Origin of the sequence: Pseudoxanthomonas sp. SGT-18, assembly GCF_003931645.1 — a bacterium.
Lineage (GTDB): Bacteria > Pseudomonadota > Gammaproteobacteria > Xanthomonadales > Xanthomonadaceae > Pseudoxanthomonas.
Genome location: NZ_RRYJ01000001.1, coordinates 581,036 through 596,584, shown reverse-complemented (window position 1 = coordinate 596,584; position 15,549 = coordinate 581,036). Strand labels below are relative to the sequence as shown.

Genomic DNA, 15,549 nt, shown 5'->3' with positions numbered 1-15,549 from the left:
CCAGGACTCAGAGCGCCCTGGCCGCGGCCACCACCGCCTCGGTGGTGATGTTGAAGTACTTGTACAGCTCGCCGGCCGGGGCCGAGGCGCCGAAGCGGTCCAGGCCGATGACCGCGCCGTCCAGGCCCACGTACTTGCGCCAGAAGTCGGTGACGCCGGCTTCCACCGCCACGCGCTTGCGCACGGACTTCGGCAGCACCGACTCGCGGTAGGCCTCGTCCTGGCGGTCGAACACGGTGGTCGAGGGCATCGACACCACGCGCGCCTTGATCCCGGCCGCGTCCAGCTGCGCCTTGGCCTCCATCGCCAGCGACACTTCCGAACCGGTGCCGATCAGGATCACGTCGGGGTTGCCGCCTTCGGCGTCGGCCAGCACGTAGCCGCCGCGCTCGACCAGCTTCACCTGCTCCTCGCTGCGTGCCTGGTGCGGCAGGTTCTGGCGGCTGAACACCAGCACGCTCGGGCCGTCCTTGCGCAGGATCGCCTGCTTCCAGGCCACCGCCGACTCGACCGCGTCGCACGGGCGCCACACGTCGTTGTTGGGGATGTAGCGCAGCGAGGCCAGGTGCTCGACCGGCTGGTGGGTCGGGCCGTCCTCGCCAAGGCCGATGGAGTCGTGGGTGAACACGTGGATCACGTGCGCCGGGACCAGCGCGCTCATGCGCAGCGCGTTGCGCGCGTAGTCGCTGAACACCAGGAAGGTGGCGTCGAACGGCAGGAAGCCGCCGTGCAGGGCGATGCCATTGGCAATCGCGCTCATGCCGAACTCGCGCACGCCGTAGTGCACGTAGTTGGCCTCGCGGTCGGCCACGGTCACCGACTTGCTGGCCTTCCACTGGGTCAGGTTGGACGGGGCCAGGTCGGCCGAGCCGCCGATCAGCTCCGGCAGCAGCGGCGCGAACGCGGCGATCGCGTTCTGCGAGGCCTTGCGCGAGGCGATGGTCGCGCCCTCGGCCTGGACCTTGGCGATGAAGGCGTCGGCCTGGGCCACGAAGTCGGCCGGCAGTTCGCCGCGCGAGCGGCGGACCAGTTCCTCGGCCTCGGCCGGGTACTGCCTGGCGTACTTGTCGAACAGCTGCTCCCACTCGGCCTGGCGCAGCTGGCCGGCGCCGTTGGCGCGCCAGCCGTCGTAGATCTCCTGCGGGATCTCGAACGGCGCATACGGCCAGTCCAGGGCCTTGCGGGTGGCCTCGACCTCGTCCTTGCCCAGCGGCGCGCCGTGCGATTCCTCCTTGCCGGCCTTGTTCGGCGAACCGAAGCCGATGGTGGTCTTGCAGCAGATCAGGCTCGGCTTGTCCTCCACCGCGATGGCCTGCTCGATCGCCGCCTTGATCGCCTCCGGGTCATGGCCGTCCACGCCGCGCACCACGTGCCAGCCGTAGGCCTCGAAGCGCGCCGGGGTGTCGTCGGTGAACCAGTCGTGCACCTCGCCGTCGATCGAGATGCCATTGTCGTCCCAGAAGGCGGTGAGCTTGCCCAGGCCCCAGGTGCCGGCCAGCGATGCGGCCTCGTGGGACACGCCTTCCATCATGCAGCCGTCGCCCATGAACACCCAGGTGCGGTGGTCGACGACCTCGAATTCGGGGCGGTTGTAGCGCTGCGCCAGCAGCTTCTCCGCCAGGGCGAAGCCCACGGCGTTGGCGAAGCCCTGGCCCAGCGGGCCGGTGGTGGTCTCCACGCCCGGGGTTTCGTAGCGCTCCGGGTGGCCGGCGGTCTTGCTGTGCAGCTGGCGGAAGCGCTTGAGCTCCTCGATCGGCAGGTCGTAGCCGCTCAGGTGCAGCAGCGCGTAGTGCAGCATGGAGCCGTGGCCGTTGGACAGCACGAAGCGGTCGCGGTTGAACCAGTCCGGGTTGGACGGGTTGTGGCGCAGGTAGTCGTTCCACAGCACTTCGGCGATGTCGGCCATGCCCATCGGCATGCCGGGGTGGCCCGACTTGGCGGCCTCGACCGCATCGGCGGCGAGGAAACGGATGGCATTGGCGAGCTGGCGGCGGGTCGGCTTCGTCATGTGGGATTCGGCTAGTTCGATGGCAACCGCGGGATGCGGGCCGGCCATTGTTGCATCCCGCGCCCGTCCTGTCCCGTCGCAAGCCCTTGATTTGGCGCCCTGAACGCAGCGTTTCCGACATTTCCGGCGAGGGAACGTTCCCGCCACGGTTTTGCCTGCAACCGTCGCCCTCAGGTGGCCGCCTCCGGGCCGGCCGCGGCGCCGCCGTCCTCCGGCTCGCCGGCGGCCACCAGCGCGGCCAGGGTCAGGTCGCCGCTGACGTTGAGCGTGGTCCGGCACATGTCCAGGAAATGGTTCACGCCCAGGATCAGGCCGATGCCGATCGGGTTCACCCCGACCATGGCGCAGATCAGCGCCACCACCGGCAGCGAGCCGGAGGGCACGCCGGCGGTGCCGATGCCGCCGAGGATGCACACCAGCATCACCATGAACTGCTGGCCCAGGCTCAGGTCCACGCCGAAGAACTGGGCCAGGAAGATCACGGTCACGCCCTCGAACAGCGCGGTGCCGTTCTGGTTGGCGGTGGCGCCGACGGTCAGCACGAAGCGCGACACCTTGTGCGGCAGGCCGATCTCGTCGGCCACGCGCAGCGCGGTCGGCAGGGTGGCGTTGCTGGAGGCGGTGGAGAAGGCCATCACCGCCGCTTCCTGGATGTCGCGGAAGAACTTCAGCGGCGAGCGCCCGGCCATGCGCACCGCCAGGCCGTAGCCGACGAACATGTGCAGGCCCAGCGCCAGCACCACCACGCCCACGTACGCGCCCAGCCGCAGCAGCAGGTCGAAGCCGAAGATCGCCGCGAGGTTGAACATGAAGCAGAACACCGCGTACGGCGCCAGCCGGATCACCAGCCCGATCAGGGTCATGGAGATCTCGAAGATGCCCTCGATGCCGCGCTTGAGGGTGGCGACCTTGTCGTCGTCGGTCAGCACCATGCCCACGCCGAACATCAGCGCGAAGAACATCAGCGCCAGGATCGAGCCGTTGTCCGAGGCGGCGGCCACGACGTTGCTGGGCACGATCGACAGCAGCATGTCGATGCCGCGCGGTTGCGACTCGATGCTGGCGACGATGTCGCGGCTGCGCTCGGCGTTCTGCGCCAGCAGCTGCGAGGCCAGGGTCGGGTCGACGCCGGCGCCCGGGCGCAGCAGGTTGACCAGCACCAGCCCCAGCAGCACCGCCGCGCCGGACAGCACCACGGTGTAGGCCAGGGTCTTCCAGCCGATCCGGCCGAGCGCGCGGATGTCGCCCATCTCGGCGATGCCCAGCACCAGCGCCGAGAACAGCAGCGGCACGATCAGCATGAAGATCAGGTTGAGGAACAGCCCCGCCGCCGGGGTGGTGACGTAGCGGGTGAACGCCTGGACCCAAGCGGCATCGGCGCCGGCGGTCAGGTGCACCACCAGGCCCAGCAGCAGGCCGGCGGCAAAGCCCACGCCCATCTTCAGCGGCATGGGCCAGGGGCGTCCTTTGGAGGTCATGCGGTATTCCTGGAAACGTGCGAAACCGGCAGGTTAGCAGACGCGCTCAGGCGTCCCGCGCGGGCGGGTACAGCGGCGGCAAGGGCGGTTCGGCGCCGGCCGCGGCCGCGCCGGCCCAGCGCGGCCCGTCGCGGAACGCCGCGCGCAGCGCCAGGCGCGCGCCGGCCGGATCGCCGTCGCCGGCCCACAGCGCGCGGCGCATGGCCTGCAAGGCCTCGCGCTGCACCGGATCGGCCAGGCGGCCGACCACTTCGTCCAGGTCGGCCGCCGGCGGCCGCGCCATCGCCTGCAGCAGGCGCACCGCCTCGCCGAAGCTTTCCGTGTCCAGGGCGCGGCGCAGCTCGGCGGTGGTCGGCACCACGCCGGGTCCCGCGCGGACGGGCGATGCCGTGCGGCGGCGCTGGCGCGCGCGCAGCCACAGCGCCCAGCCGAGGGTGGCCAGCCACAGCAGGCCCAGGACCAGGGCCAGCCAGCGCCAGGCGGCGCCTTCGGCGGGTCCGGCCAGGGTCGCCGGCAACGCCTGGGTGGTCTCGCCTGCCGGCGCCGGCACGGCCCCGTCCGGCGCCGGCAGGGCGCGCCCGGGTGCGGCCGCGGCCACCTCCAGTTCCAGGTCCGGCAGGGTCGCCTGGCGCGCCTGCCCGGCGCCTGCATCCCACCAGTCCACCGCCAGGCCGGGGATCCGCAGCGGCCCCGCGCGCAGCGGCACCACCGCGAAGCGGCGCACCACGGTCAGCTGCGGCCGGCCGTCGACGAAGCGCTCGGTGGTCTCGGCGCGTTCGGCGAACACCTGGGCGCCCTCCACCTGCGGCACCGGCAGGTCCAGCGGCTGCGCGCCGGAGGCGCCTTCGGCGCGGGCCTCGACCGCCAGTTCCAGCGCCTCGCCGGCGCGCGCGGCGGACGGCGGCTGCAGGTAGCGCAGGCGCAGGTCGCGCAGCGGCAGCCACGGCTGCGGCGCGCCGGGCGGCTGCGCGCGCACCTGCAGCCGCTGCGGCTGGCCGCTGGCGGCCAGGGTGCGGTCGGTGCCGAAGAAGTCGTCGAAGAACCGCGGCGCGGCCTTGCCGCGGAACCGCGGCGCCGGCACCTCCAGCGGGCCGCTGCGCTCGGGCACCAGCAGGAACCGCCGCTCCACGTACTGGTAGTCGCGGCCGCCGATGCGCTCGCGTCCGGTGGCATCGTCGCCCACGCGCTGCAGCGAGGCGCCTTCGGGTGGCTCCTGGGTCAGTTCGCCGGACAGCAGCGGGGTGGCGAAGTACAGGCGCACGCTGACCCCGACGCTTTGCTGCACCCACGGTGCCTCCTCCTCGACCCGGGTCTCGAGGAACACCTCGCCGCGCGCATCCTGGCGCCCGCCCCCCACGCGCAGCGCCAGCGGCGGCGTGCGTTCGGCGCCCACCCGCAGCGCTGGCACCTCCAGCGCGCCGGCGCGGCGCGGCACCAGGCGCACGCCAAACAGCACGCCACGCCCGGCGGTATCGCTGCGGAACGGCGAGCCCACCTCGAAGTCGGCCTGCAGCGGCACGTAGTCCGGCGCCACGCCGGGCTGGTCGGTCTGGATGTTGAGGGTGACGGTCTCGCCCTCGCGCACCTGGCTGCGGTCCAGCCAGGCGCGGGTTTCGGCACCGGCGACGCCGGCCAGCAGCCACAGCAGCGCCAGGCAGGCGCCGCGCAGCCGCCGCGAAGTGCGCTGGTCGCACCGCGGGTATAGCGGGTCGTTCATCGTCCCTCCTGTTGGCGGCGCTCGTGCTCGAGCCGGAACTTGGCGCGCAGCAGGCCACCGGGATCGTCCGGCACGCGCTGCAGCCAGGCCTCGTGCGCCTGGCGCTGCTCGCGCTGCGCGCGCTGTTCCTCCCCGCCGGCGTCCGCCGGCTGCGCCTGTCCTTCTTCCTGGCCGCGCCGCTCCAGCGCCTGGCGCATGCGCTCGCGCTGCTCGCGGTCGGCCTGCTCCTGGCGGGCGCGGGCTTGCGCTGCGTCCTCCTGGCCGCCCTCGCCGTCCCCGCCAGGTCGCGGCCGTTCCCGCGCCGGTGGCTGCGGCGGCGCGTCCTGTCCGCCGGCCTGGCTATTGCCGCGCGGGTCATCCGCCGGATCCCGGCCGCGCCCGGCCGGGTCCTTGCCGGACTGGCCGGCATCGCCGGACTGTCCGCCGCCGCCCTGCGGCGGCTGCCGGCGCATCGCCGCCTCGACCACCTGGCGGTTGGCGCGCGCATCCTCCATGCCCGGCGCCTGGGCCAGGGCGCGGTCGTAGGCCTGCAACGCCTCCTCGTAACGCCCCTGGCGCGCCAGCGCGTTGCCGAGGTTGTACTGCGCCTCGGCCCCGCGCGCGCCGGCCGCGGCGAAGGCCTCGGCGGCGGCGGCGAAGTCGCCGCGGCGGTAGGCCTCCACGCCGCGTTGCAGCTGCCGCTGCGCCTGCTGGTCCGGACGCAGCCAGGGGCTGTCCTGCGCCAGCGCCGGCGTCGCTGGCAGCGCGCCCAGCAACAGCACCAGTGCCAGCAGCGGCGCACCACGGCGGAACGCCAGCGCGCCCAGCAGCAGCAACGGCAGCAGCAACCAGTAGCCCTGGTCCAGCCAGGCCAGCGCGCCGTCCGTCCCGGCCGTTCCTTCCACCTCCACCGGCTGCAGCACGCCCAGTGCCTGCAGGTCGGCATCGCCCATGGCCAGCGGCGCGTAGCGGCCCTGCCCGGCGGCTGCCAGCGCACGCAGGGCCGCGTCGTCGCGCTGCGAAGTACGCAGCCTGCCGCTGGAATCGCGGTAGGCGCCGCCCCCGGGCGTGCCCAGGCCCAGCACCGAGACCTCGTAACCGGAAGCGGCGGTGGCCGCGGCGATCTGCCGCGCGCGTTCGTCGGCACCGGCGGCCAGCAGCAGGATCTGGCCGCGCTCGAAGCCGGCCTGGCGCAACAGGGTCGCGGCCTGGGTGATCGCGCGGTCGGCGCGCTGGCCGTCCGCCGGCATCACGTCCGGCGCCAGCGCGTCGAGGAACAGGGCGATGTTGCCGGTGTCGGCGGTCAGCGGCGCCACCGTGTAGGCATCTTCGGCCCAGGCGACCAGGCCGATCTCGCCGCCGCGGCGCTGGTGCAGCAGCCGCTCCAGCTTCAGCCGGGCATGCGCCAGGCGCGAGGGAGGCAGGTCGGGGGTGGCGATCGCGGCCGACAGTTCCAGCGCCACCACCAGCGGCATGTGCGGGCGCACCAGCGGCTGCCCTTGCTGGCGCCAGCCTGGCCCTGCCAGGGCGAGGATCGCCAGCAGCAGGGCCAGCGAAACCCCGGCCAGGCGCAGCCAGGCGCGGCCCTGCCCCGGCACCAGCAGCGCCGGCAGCAGGTGCGGATCGACCACCCCGCGCCAGTCGCGGTCGCGGCGCAGGCCCCAGGCAACCCACAGCAGCGGCAGCAGGAGCAGCGCCCACAGCCACAGCGGGCGCTGGAAATGCAGCAACGGCAGCCATGCGCTCATGCCGCCGCGCCCCCTGCTTCGCGCCGGCGGCCTGCCGGCATGGCGAAGGCCAGCAGGGCCAGGGCCAGGGCGCCGGCCAGCGGCCAGGCATAGGCCTCCCGCCGCGGGCGTACCGGGGCGGCGTCCACGTCCACCGGTTCCAGGCGCTCCAGCTCGGCGTAGATGCCGGCCAGCTCGTCGGCGTCGCGCGCGCGGAAGAAACGGCCGCCGGTGGCCTCCGCGACCGCGCGCAGGGTGTCCTCGTCCACGTCCTCGCCGGGCTGGACCGGCACGCCGAACAGCGAGAAGCCACCGCCGCTGCCGCCGAAGGCGATGGTGTGCACGCGCACGCGTTCGGTGGCGGCCAGCTCGGCCGCCTTCAGCGGCGGCAGCACGCCGGCGGTGTTCACGCCGTCGGTCAGCAGCACCAGCACCCGCTGGCCCTCGGGCTGTTCGCGCAGGCGCTTCACCGCCAGGCCGATCGCATCGCCCAGCGCGGTCTCGCGCCCGGCCATGCCGGCGGCGGTGTCGCGCAGCTGCTCGCGCACCGCGGCCAGGTCCAGGGTCAACGGGGTCAGCATGTAGGCGCGCTGGCCGAACACCAGCAGGCCCACGCGATCGCCACTGCGGCGCTGCAGGAAGTCGGCGATCACCGCCTTGGCCGCGGTCAGCCGGTCCACCGGCTGCATCCCCAGCATCATGTCGAGCTCGCTCATGCTGCCGGACAGGTCCACCGCCAGCAGCATCTGCCGCGCCTGCTGCTGCGGCGCGACCGCCTCGCCCAGCTGCTGCGGGCGGGCGGCGGCGGCGCACAGCAGCAGCCAGGCCAGCAGCGCCAGCCCGCCGCGCACGCCCGCCGCGCCGCCGACCGGGGCCACGTCCTGCAGCTGTGCGCTCCACGGCACCCGCAGCGCGGCACCGGCATCGCGCCGCGGCGGCAGCAGCAGGCGCACCAGCAGCGGCAACGGCAGCGCCGCCCAGGCCCAGGGCCAGGCGAATCCGGCAAAGCCGTCCCAGGCCTGTGCCAGCCACGCGCTCATGTCCGCCCCCGGCGCGCGTCCATCAGTTCCAGGAAGCGCGCGTGCGCCAGCGCGGCGACCTGTTCCACCGCGGCGGCATCCGCCTGCGGGCGGAAGGCGCCGTCGAGCAGCAGCCGCCCGGGACCGGCGCTGAATGCCTGGCCGCGGGCGCCATCGAGGAAGTGCAGCCAGTCCTCGCCCTGCAGCCGTTCCGCGCCCGGCTGCGCCTGGCGCGCGGCGCGGCGCAGCAGCGCCGACAGCTGCGCCAGCCGCTGCGGCGGCGCGCCCTCGCCGGTTTCGCGCAGGAACCAGCGTGACCAGCGCCGGCGGCGCCGCCAGCGCCACGCCCGGTACCCGGCCAGCGCCAGCAGCAGCACCAGCAGGCCCGCGCCCAGCCACCACCAGCCCGGGGCCGGCGGCCACCAGCCAGGAGCGGGCGGCAGGTGGACGTCGCGCAGGGGCAGCCGTGCAGGATCCATGGCGGTCATGCCTCGCCCGGCGCGGATCGCGACGGCTGCATCCAGTCGCTGGCCGCCGCATCGGTGGCCAGGCAGTGCACGCGCCAACCATGGGCCGGCAGCGTGCGTGCCAGCACCTCGGCCGACAACACCAGCGCCGCATGCCACTGCGCCCGCGCCTGTTCGCGCTGCAGCGGCAGGTGCAGGCGCCGCCCGCCCGCCTCCACCGCCAGCGCGCGCTGCGGCGGCGTGGTTTCCAGTGCGTCCTGCAGCAGCACCAGGTCGGCCTCGTGGTGGCGGCCCAGCGCGGCCCAGCGCTGCAGTGGCACCCGCGCGGCGGCCTGCGGATCGGCCAGCACCACCACGCGTGCGCCCGGACGCAGCAGGCGCTGGGCATGTTCCAGGGCCAGTTCCAGCCCGGCATCGTCCTGCGGCGGTTGCGCGTACCAGCGCACCAGCGCCTCCAGCACCCGCATCACCCCGCGCATGCCGGCCGCCGGCGGGATGGCGGCCTCGCCGCCGCGCAGGGCCGCGATGCGGTCGCCGGCGCGCAGTGCGGCCCAGGCCGCCACTGCGCCGGCACGCGCGGCCTGCACCGACTTGAAGCGCACCCGGGTGCCGAAGTACAGCGCCGGCGAGGTGTCGGCCACCAGCAGGGCCAGGCGCTCGCGCTCGGCCTGGAACAGCTTGGTGTGGGCGCGGCCGGTGCGCGCGGTCAGGCGCCAGTCCATGCGCCGCACGTCGTCGCCGGCCACATATTCGCGTGACTCGGCGTACTCCATGCCGCGCCCGCGCAGGCTCGAGGGCGCGGCGGCCCGCAGGCCGGCGCGGCCGACCCCGGGCGTGCCCGCACGCGGGATTTCATGGCGCAGCGCGACCAGTTCCTCCAGCCGCGGCGCGAGGCCTTCGCCGGCCGCCTCCTGGCGCGGACGCGCCACCACGTTCATGGCGGCGGCACCTGCTCCAGCAGCGCCGCCACCAGGCGATCGCCGTCCCAGCCCTCGGCCAGGGCCTCGTAGCTGGGCAGCACGCGGTGGCGCAACACGTCCGGGGCGACGGCGCGGATGTCCTCGGGGGTGAGGTAGTCGCGCCCGGCCAGCCAGGCGCGGGCACGGGCGCAGCGCTCCAGCGCGATGGAGCCACGCGGGCTGGCACCCCAGGCGATGCGCCGGGCCAGCGCCGGGTCGTAGCGGCCGGCATCGCGCGAGGCCAGCACCAGTTCCACCAGGTAGCGCTCCAGCGCCGGGGCCATGTGCAGCCCCAGCACCTGCTCGCGCGCGGCGAACACCACCGCCTGCGGCATGCGCGCCGGCGCGGCCGCCGGCGCGTGCAGTTCGCTGCGCGCCTGGGTGCGGGCCAGGCGCAGGATCTCGGTCTCCATCGCCGCGTCCGGGTAGCCGATGCGCACGTGCATCAGGAACCGGTCCAGCTGCGCCTCCGGCAGCGGGAAGGTGCCTTCCTGCTCGATCGGGTTCTGGGTGGCCATCACCAGGAACAGCCGCGGCAGCGGGTAGGTCCGCCGGCCCACGGTGACCTGGCGCTCGCCCATGGCCTCCAGCAGCGCCGACTGCACCTTGGCCGGGGCGCGGTTGATCTCGTCGGCCAGCAGCAGCGGGTGGAACACCGGCCCGGGCTGGAACTCGAAGCGTGCCTCCTGCGGGCGCCAGATCTCGGTGCCGGTGAGGTCGGCCGGCAGCAGGTCCGGGGTGAACTGGACGCGGGCGAAGTCCGCCTCCAGGTGCGCGGCCAGGGTGCGGATGGCGGTGGTCTTGGCCAGGCCGGGCGCACCCTCCACCAGCAGGTGGCCGTCGGCCAGCAGCGCGATCAGCAGGCGCTCGACCAGCGCGTCCTGGCCGACGATGCTCGCCGCCAGGCTCTCGCGCAGGCGCAGGAAGGCCGCGTGCGCGGCGTCGGTGGCACCGGGCTGGCCGGCCGGTTCGGCGTTGGGATTGTCCATGCCCCGATTCTGACCGATCCGGGCGCGGCCTGGTTCCATCGCCGCCGCTCCGGCGCCGGAAACGGGAACGGGGCCCGTGGGCCCCGTTCCGTTCGTGCCAGAGGGCGGCCGTCAGGCGCGCTTCTCGACCCGCATGACCTTCGGGGTCAGGAAGATCAGCAGCTCGGCCTTCTCCTTCAGGCGGCTCTTCTTCTTGAAGAGGTTGCCCAGGAAGGGCACGTCGCCCAGGAACGGCACCTTGGACACGCTGTTGCTGTCGGTGAACTCGTAGACGCCGCCGATGACCACGGTCTGGCCGTCGTCCACCAGCACCGCGGTGTTGATCTCGCGGGTGGCGATCTCCGGCACCTGGCCGATCGAGGTGTCGATGTACTGCAGGATCTCGTCCTTCAGCACGTTGACCACCATGAACACGCGGTTGTCGCTGGTGATGGTCGGGGTGACCTTCAGCTCCAGGACCACGTCCTTGAACTGCACGTTCGGGGTGGCCACGCCCTGGGTGCCGCCGCCGGTCAGGGTCACGTAGCCGACCTCGCGGCCCTGGCGGATCACCGCCTCGCGCTGGTTGGAGGTGACCACGCGCGGGTTGGACAGCACCTCGCCGCGGCCTTCCTGCTGCAGCGCGCTCAGCTCCAGGTCCAGCGCGAAGTTGTTGCCCAGCAGGGTGTAGGCCAGGGCGCCGGCGTTCTCGGGCGAGGCCGGCAGGTTCACGTTGAGGTCGCCCGGGACGGTGACGCCGCCGTTGACGATGCCCGCGGTCTCGCCCAGCGACCCGCCGATGGCGGCGGTGTTGTTGCCGCTGCGGCGGCCCTGCACGCCGAAGCGCGCGCCCAGGTCGCGGGCGAAGGTGTCGGTGGCGATGACGATGCGGCTCTCGATCAGCACCTGGTCGACCGGACGGTCGATCACGTTGATCAGCTCGCGCATCTGCGCGACCTTCTTCGGGATGTCGCTGACCATCAGGGTGTTGGTGCGCTCGTCGGCGACCAGGCGGCCGCGCGAGGACAGGAAGCCATTCTCGCGGTTGCCGCCGTCGCCGCCGGAGCCGCCGCCCACGCCGCGGGCCTCGGTCAGCGCCTTGAAGATGGCGCCGGCCGAGTGGTAGTTGATCTGGATGTAGTCGGTGACCAGGTCGACGCGGTTCTCCAGGTCGATGCGGGCGTCCTCGCGGGCCTTCTCGAACGCGGCCAGCTCCGGCTGCGGCGCCACCCAGATCACGTTGCCGTCGCGGCGCTTGTCCAGGCCCTTGGCGCGCAGGACGATGTCCAGCGCCTGGTCCCACGGCACGTGCACCAGGCGCAGGGTCACGTTGCCCTGCACGGTGTCGGAGGCGACGATGTTGAGGTTGGACTCCTCGGCGATCAGCTGCAGGACGGTGCGCACCGGCACGTCCTGGAAGTTGAAGGTCACCGGGCGGCCGGAATAGGCGCGGCCGGCGACCTTGGCCTGGGCGCTGGCCAGGCTCTCGCTGTTGACCGCGCCGACCGCCGGGGCGCTGGCGCGCGGGGCGATCTCGACCACGTACTCGTTGCCGGTCTGGTAGGCCAGCGACTCGTACTCGCCGCGGGTGGCCAGCACCAGCTGCGCGCCGCCAGCGTACGGGCGGGCGTCGATGCGCTGCACCGGGGTGGCGAAGTCGGTGACGTTCAGCGGACGCTGCAGCTCGGCCGGCAGCACCGCGTTGGCGACGTCGACCACGACGCTGCCGTCCTGGGTGCGCAGGTCCGGGGCCACGCCCTCGCCGTCGAAGCGCAGGACCAGGCGCCCGGCGCCGCCGTCGCCGCGCTTGAAATCGATGTGGGAAACGCTGGCCTTGGCCGCCGTCCCCGTGGCGGCAGCGGCCGGCTGCGCGGAGGCCGCCGGGTTGGCGGCGAAGCCGGTGGTGGCGGCGAGGGCCAGCGCCAGCCCGAGTGCACAGGCCCTGAAGGTCGCCGGGTGCCGCGGCTTGCACAGACTCCGGTCGTTGGAAAAGGTCATCGTGCTATCCCCTAATCATTGATCTTCGAGCGCGATCGAGGCCGGACGCTCCAGCCATCCCCCCGCGCCATCCGGCACCAGCTCGACCAGCTCGACCCGGTCCTCGTACACCCCGACCACGCGGCCGTCGTTCTGCCCCATGTAGGTCCCCGGCCGGACGCGGTGGGTGACCTTGTCCGGCGCCATCACCAGCGCGAGCAGGCCGGGGCCCTGGCCGATCGTGCCGACCATGTCCAGGCTGTCCAGCGGGAACTGCTCGAGCGGCTGCTTGGGCCGGTTCGGGTCGGGACGCAGGCCGGCTCCCCCTTCCGGGTTCCGCCAGGCGTCGCTGAACGGGTCGCGCATGTCCTGCGCGGCGTACTCGAAGGTCTCGAACTGCTGCATCACCGGCAGCGGTTCCAGCGGCGGCGCCGGGCGCGCGCGCACGTCGGCGACCCACCGCTCCAGGTTGGGCGCCTCGCCCGGCGTGCTGGTGATCCCGCGGCCGCAGGCGCCCAGTCCCAGGACCAGGGCCGCCAGGCCGCACGTGCGCACGCACATCCCCAAGAAACGACTGGCGTGCATCTCAGCGACCTCCCGCGTTTGCATTCGCGCCCTCGACGTCGGAAATCTCGTTCTCGTCGAGGTAGCGGTACGTCTTGACCGTGCCGGAAAGCTCCAGCGCGCCGGTGCGGCTGACGCCGCCGCCGCGCTCCATCGGCTTGAGCGAGATGTCGTGCATGGTCAGGATCACCACCCGCGGCAGCGAGGCCACGCCGCTGACGAAGGCGCCGAACTGGTGGTAGTTGCCCACCATGCGCAGCCTGATCGGCTTCTCGGCGTAGAACTCGCGCGGCATCTCGTCAAGCGGCTGGAACAGCTCGTTGGACAGGCCGCTGGACAGCGCGGTCTGGGAGATGTCGACGATGAGGTCGGGCATCTCGGTCTTGCTGGGCAGCTGGCGCAGCATCTGCTGCAGCACCTGCTCCATCTGCGCCAGCTGCTGGCGCAGCGGCTCCAGGTTGGTGGCGCGGCCCTGTTCGCGCTCGAACTCCTGGCGCAGGGAGGCCTCCTCGCTCTCCAGGCCCAGCAGCTCGTCGCGCTTGCCGCTGATCAGGGCGAACCAGGCCACCGCCATGATGATGATCGCGACCAGCACGCAGAACACCACCTTGGCCTGCTGCGGCCAGGAGCCGATGTTGTTGAAGTCGAGTTCGCTGAGCTTGACCTTCTTCTTGCTCATGACGCCGGTCCTCCCGCGGCGTTGGCCGCCGGCTTGTTCCCCTGGTCCACGGCCGCCTCGGCGGCCTCGCCGGCCGGCTGCGCCGCGTCGGCCGCGGCCGGGTCCGCGGCGGCGGCCGCCGCCTCGGCCTCGGCCTGCGCGGCCAGCGCCTCCGGATCGATTGCCTGCCCGCCGTTCGCGTCGGCGCCGGGGTTGGCGAGCTGGACCTTCAGGGTGAAGTCGTACGGCAGCGAGCGGGCGCCACTGGTCATCGGCGCCTTGTTGTCCTTGCGCGCCTCGATGATCGACAGGTCCGGCTTGGTCATCCAGCCGGAGGTCTCGAGGTTGCGCATGTAGTTGGAGACGCGCGCGTTGGACTGCGCGGTGCCCTGCAGGGTCAGGATGTTGCCTTCCTGCTTGAGCGCGGTCAGGACCACGCCGTCGGGGATGGTGCGCACCAGCGAATCGAACAGGTGGACCATCTGCGAGCGGTTGGCCTGCAGCTCCTCGATCACGGCCTTGCGGTCCAGCAGCCGCTTCTTCTTCTTGTCGAGCTCGGCGATTTCCTTGTTCTGCTCCTTGACCTTCCCGATCTCGGCGCGCAGGAAGTCGTTGCGCTGGTGCTGGCCGCTGACTTCCATGTCGTAGTGGAACCACACCAGGATCGACAGCAGGATGCCGCCCAGGGCGGCGGCGCCGAGCATGGCCTGGAACTCGCGCTGGCGCTGCTTGCGGCGCTCGGCGCGCCACGGCAAGAGGTTGATGCGTGCCATCAGTCGAAGCTCCTCAGGGCCAGGCCGGTGGCGATCATCAGTGCCGGCGCGTCCTGGGCCAGCGCGTGCGCCTGCACGCGCGGCCCGAGGGTCATCTGCGCCAGCGGGTTGGCGACCTGGGTCGGCACGCCCAGCTGCTCCTCGACCATCTCCGGCAGCCCGGCGATGGAGGCGCAGCCGCCGGCCAGCACGATCTGGTCGACGCGGTTGAACTCGCTGCCGGCGTAGAAGAACTGCAGCAGGCGGCTGACCTGCTGCACGGCCGCTTCCTTGAACGGCTCCAGGACCTCCAGCTCGTAGGTCTCCGGCAGCCCGCCCTGGCGCTTGGCCTGGCCGGCTTCCTCGTAGGTCAGGCCGTAGCGGCGCATCACCTCGTCGGTGAGCTGCTTGCCGCCGAACAGTTGTTCGCGGCTGTACAGGCTGCGGCCGCCGCGCAGGACGTTGAGCGTGGTCATGGTCGCGCCGATGTCGATCAGGGCGACCACGCCGTCGCGGCCGACCGGCAGGTCGTCGGCGATCAGGGCGAACGCGTTCTCGACCGCGAAGGCCTCCACGTCCATCACCTTGGCGGTCAGCCCACCGAGCTCCAGCGCCGACTGGCGCAGCTCGACGTTCTCCGAGCGCGAGGCGGCCAGCAGGACCTGGACGGTCTCGGGGTTGTTCGGCATCGGGCCGAGCACCTCGAAGTCCAGGTTCACTTCCTCGATCGGGTACGGGATGTAGTTGACCGCCTCGAACTCGACCTGGGCCTCCAGTTCGTCCTCGTCAAGGTCGGCCGGCATCGGGATCACCTTGGTGATCACCGCCGCGCCGGCGACCGCCGCGGCGGCGTTCCTGGCCTTGGTGCCGGAACGGGTGACGGCGCGCCGGATGGCCTCGCCCACCGCCTCGACCTCGACGATGTTCTTCTCCACCACCGCGTTCGGTGGCAGCGGTTCGACTGCGTAGTGTTCGACGCGGTAACGGTTGCCGCTGCGCGACAGCTGCAGCAGCTTGACCGCAGTCGAGCTGATGTCGACGCCGATCAGCGGCGACTGGCTTTTCGGGATGAGCCCCACGGTTTCTCCCCTGCCGACGGGCACTTGGACGCAACTGCTGTGCCCGCGCATTAAAAATGGCCTTTTCAGGCTTGGCAACCCTCCCGCGGCAATGGGTCGCTCGACCCGCTACCGGCTGTCTGGCTGCCTGACCTGGTTCCCCAAGGATGCCCCCCCGGCGGCATCCTGCGCTCATCTATACTCTGCGGCCGCGAAAT

Annotated in this window: 13 protein-coding genes; all 13 read right to left on the bottom strand. The window is 72.8% G+C overall.

Annotated elements, in window-relative coordinates:
* Positions 1–7: 7 nt before the first annotated feature.
* Positions 8–2,008, bottom strand: coding sequence for a transketolase (gene tkt / locus EIM47_RS02645; protein ID WP_019399793.1), 2,001 nt, complete (start codon positions 2,006–2,008; stop codon positions 8–10).
* Between the two features lie 170 nt (positions 2,009–2,178).
* The gene (locus EIM47_RS02640; RefSeq protein WP_026010757.1) at positions 2,179–3,486 is read right to left on the bottom strand and encodes a dicarboxylate/amino acid:cation symporter; all 1,308 of its coding nucleotides are present in this window, start codon (positions 3,484–3,486) and stop codon (positions 2,179–2,181) included.
* Between the two features lie 46 nt (positions 3,487–3,532).
* Positions 3,533–5,203, bottom strand: coding sequence for a BatD family protein (locus tag EIM47_RS02635; protein WP_125076022.1), 1,671 nt, complete (start codon positions 5,201–5,203; stop codon positions 3,533–3,535).
* Positions 5,200–6,930 (bottom strand): tetratricopeptide repeat protein, encoded by a 1,731-nt coding sequence (locus EIM47_RS02630; protein WP_019397023.1) that lies wholly within the window; start codon positions 6,928–6,930, stop codon positions 5,200–5,202. Before EIM47_RS02630 ends, EIM47_RS02635 begins: the two co-directional genes overlap by 4 nt.
* Entirely contained in the window at positions 6,927–7,949 is a 1,023-nt protein-coding gene (locus EIM47_RS02625; protein ID WP_125076021.1) for a VWA domain-containing protein, read from the bottom strand. The genes EIM47_RS02630 and EIM47_RS02625 overlap by 4 nt, the downstream gene beginning before the upstream one ends.
* The gene (locus tag EIM47_RS02620) at positions 7,946–8,407 is read right to left on the bottom strand and encodes a DUF4381 family protein (RefSeq protein ID WP_125076019.1); all 462 of its coding nucleotides are present in this window, start codon (positions 8,405–8,407) and stop codon (positions 7,946–7,948) included. Before EIM47_RS02620 ends, EIM47_RS02625 begins: the two co-directional genes overlap by 4 nt.
* 5 nt (positions 8,408–8,412) lie before the next feature.
* Entirely contained in the window at positions 8,413–9,333 is a 921-nt protein-coding gene (locus EIM47_RS02615; protein WP_019397026.1) for a DUF58 domain-containing protein, read from the bottom strand.
* Positions 9,330–10,343, bottom strand: a complete 1,014-nt coding sequence (locus EIM47_RS02610) for a MoxR family ATPase (protein ID WP_019397027.1) — start codon at positions 10,341–10,343, stop codon at positions 9,330–9,332. The genes EIM47_RS02615 and EIM47_RS02610 overlap by 4 nt, the downstream gene beginning before the upstream one ends.
* Positions 10,344–10,454: 111 nt before the next feature.
* Positions 10,455–12,320, bottom strand: a complete 1,866-nt coding sequence (locus EIM47_RS02605; RefSeq protein ID WP_028915914.1) for a type IV pilus secretin PilQ family protein — start codon at positions 12,318–12,320, stop codon at positions 10,455–10,457.
* A gap of 15 nt (positions 12,321–12,335) precedes the next feature.
* Positions 12,336–12,860, bottom strand: coding sequence for a pilus assembly protein PilP (locus tag EIM47_RS02600; protein WP_019397029.1), 525 nt, complete (start codon positions 12,858–12,860; stop codon positions 12,336–12,338).
* Between the two features lie 25 nt (positions 12,861–12,885).
* Positions 12,886–13,542 carry a type 4a pilus biogenesis protein PilO gene (gene pilO, locus EIM47_RS02595; RefSeq protein ID WP_125076017.1) on the bottom strand — a complete coding sequence of 219 codons (657 nt, stop codon included), beginning with the start codon at positions 13,540–13,542 and terminating at the stop codon, positions 12,886–12,888.
* On the bottom strand, positions 13,539–14,294 hold the full coding sequence (locus EIM47_RS02590; protein WP_019397031.1) for a PilN domain-containing protein: 756 nt from the start codon (positions 14,292–14,294) through the stop codon (positions 13,539–13,541). The genes pilO and EIM47_RS02590 overlap by 4 nt, the downstream gene beginning before the upstream one ends.
* Positions 14,294–15,352 carry a pilus assembly protein PilM gene (locus EIM47_RS02585; protein ID WP_019397032.1) on the bottom strand — a complete coding sequence of 353 codons (1,059 nt, stop codon included), beginning with the start codon at positions 15,350–15,352 and terminating at the stop codon, positions 14,294–14,296. The genes EIM47_RS02590 and EIM47_RS02585 overlap by 1 nt, the downstream gene beginning before the upstream one ends.
* Positions 15,353–15,549: the final 197 nt, after the last annotated feature.

Excerpts from the sequence above, each read along its gene's own strand:
- EIM47_RS02630 (WP_019397023.1), bottom strand. The coding sequence starts at position 6,930 with ATGAGCGCATGGCTGCCGTTGCTGCATTTCCAGCGCCCGCTGTGGCTG.
- EIM47_RS02635 (WP_125076022.1), bottom strand. The coding sequence starts at position 5,203 with ATGAACGACCCGCTATACCCGCGGTGCGACCAGCGCACTTCGCGGCGG.
- EIM47_RS02605 (WP_028915914.1), bottom strand. The coding sequence starts at position 12,320 with ATGACCTTTTCCAACGACCGGAGTCTGTGCAAGCCGCGGCACCCGGCG.
- EIM47_RS02615 (WP_019397026.1), bottom strand. The coding sequence starts at position 9,333 with ATGAACGTGGTGGCGCGTCCGCGCCAGGAGGCGGCCGGCGAAGGCCTC.
- pilO (WP_125076017.1), bottom strand. The coding sequence starts at position 13,542 with ATGAGCAAGAAGAAGGTCAAGCTCAGCGAACTCGACTTCAACAACATC.
- EIM47_RS02620 (WP_125076019.1), bottom strand. The coding sequence starts at position 8,407 with ATGGATCCTGCACGGCTGCCCCTGCGCGACGTCCACCTGCCGCCCGCT.
- EIM47_RS02610 (WP_019397027.1), bottom strand. The coding sequence starts at position 10,343 with ATGGACAATCCCAACGCCGAACCGGCCGGCCAGCCCGGTGCCACCGAC.
- EIM47_RS02640 (WP_026010757.1), bottom strand. The coding sequence starts at position 3,486 with ATGACCTCCAAAGGACGCCCCTGGCCCATGCCGCTGAAGATGGGCGTG.
- EIM47_RS02590 (WP_019397031.1), bottom strand. The coding sequence starts at position 14,294 with ATGGCACGCATCAACCTCTTGCCGTGGCGCGCCGAGCGCCGCAAGCAG.
- EIM47_RS02625 (WP_125076021.1), bottom strand. The coding sequence starts at position 7,949 with ATGAGCGCGTGGCTGGCACAGGCCTGGGACGGCTTTGCCGGATTCGCC.
- EIM47_RS02600 (WP_019397029.1), bottom strand. The coding sequence starts at position 12,860 with ATGTGCGTGCGCACGTGCGGCCTGGCGGCCCTGGTCCTGGGACTGGGC.
- tkt (WP_019399793.1), bottom strand. The coding sequence starts at position 2,008 with ATGACGAAGCCGACCCGCCGCCAGCTCGCCAATGCCATCCGTTTCCTC.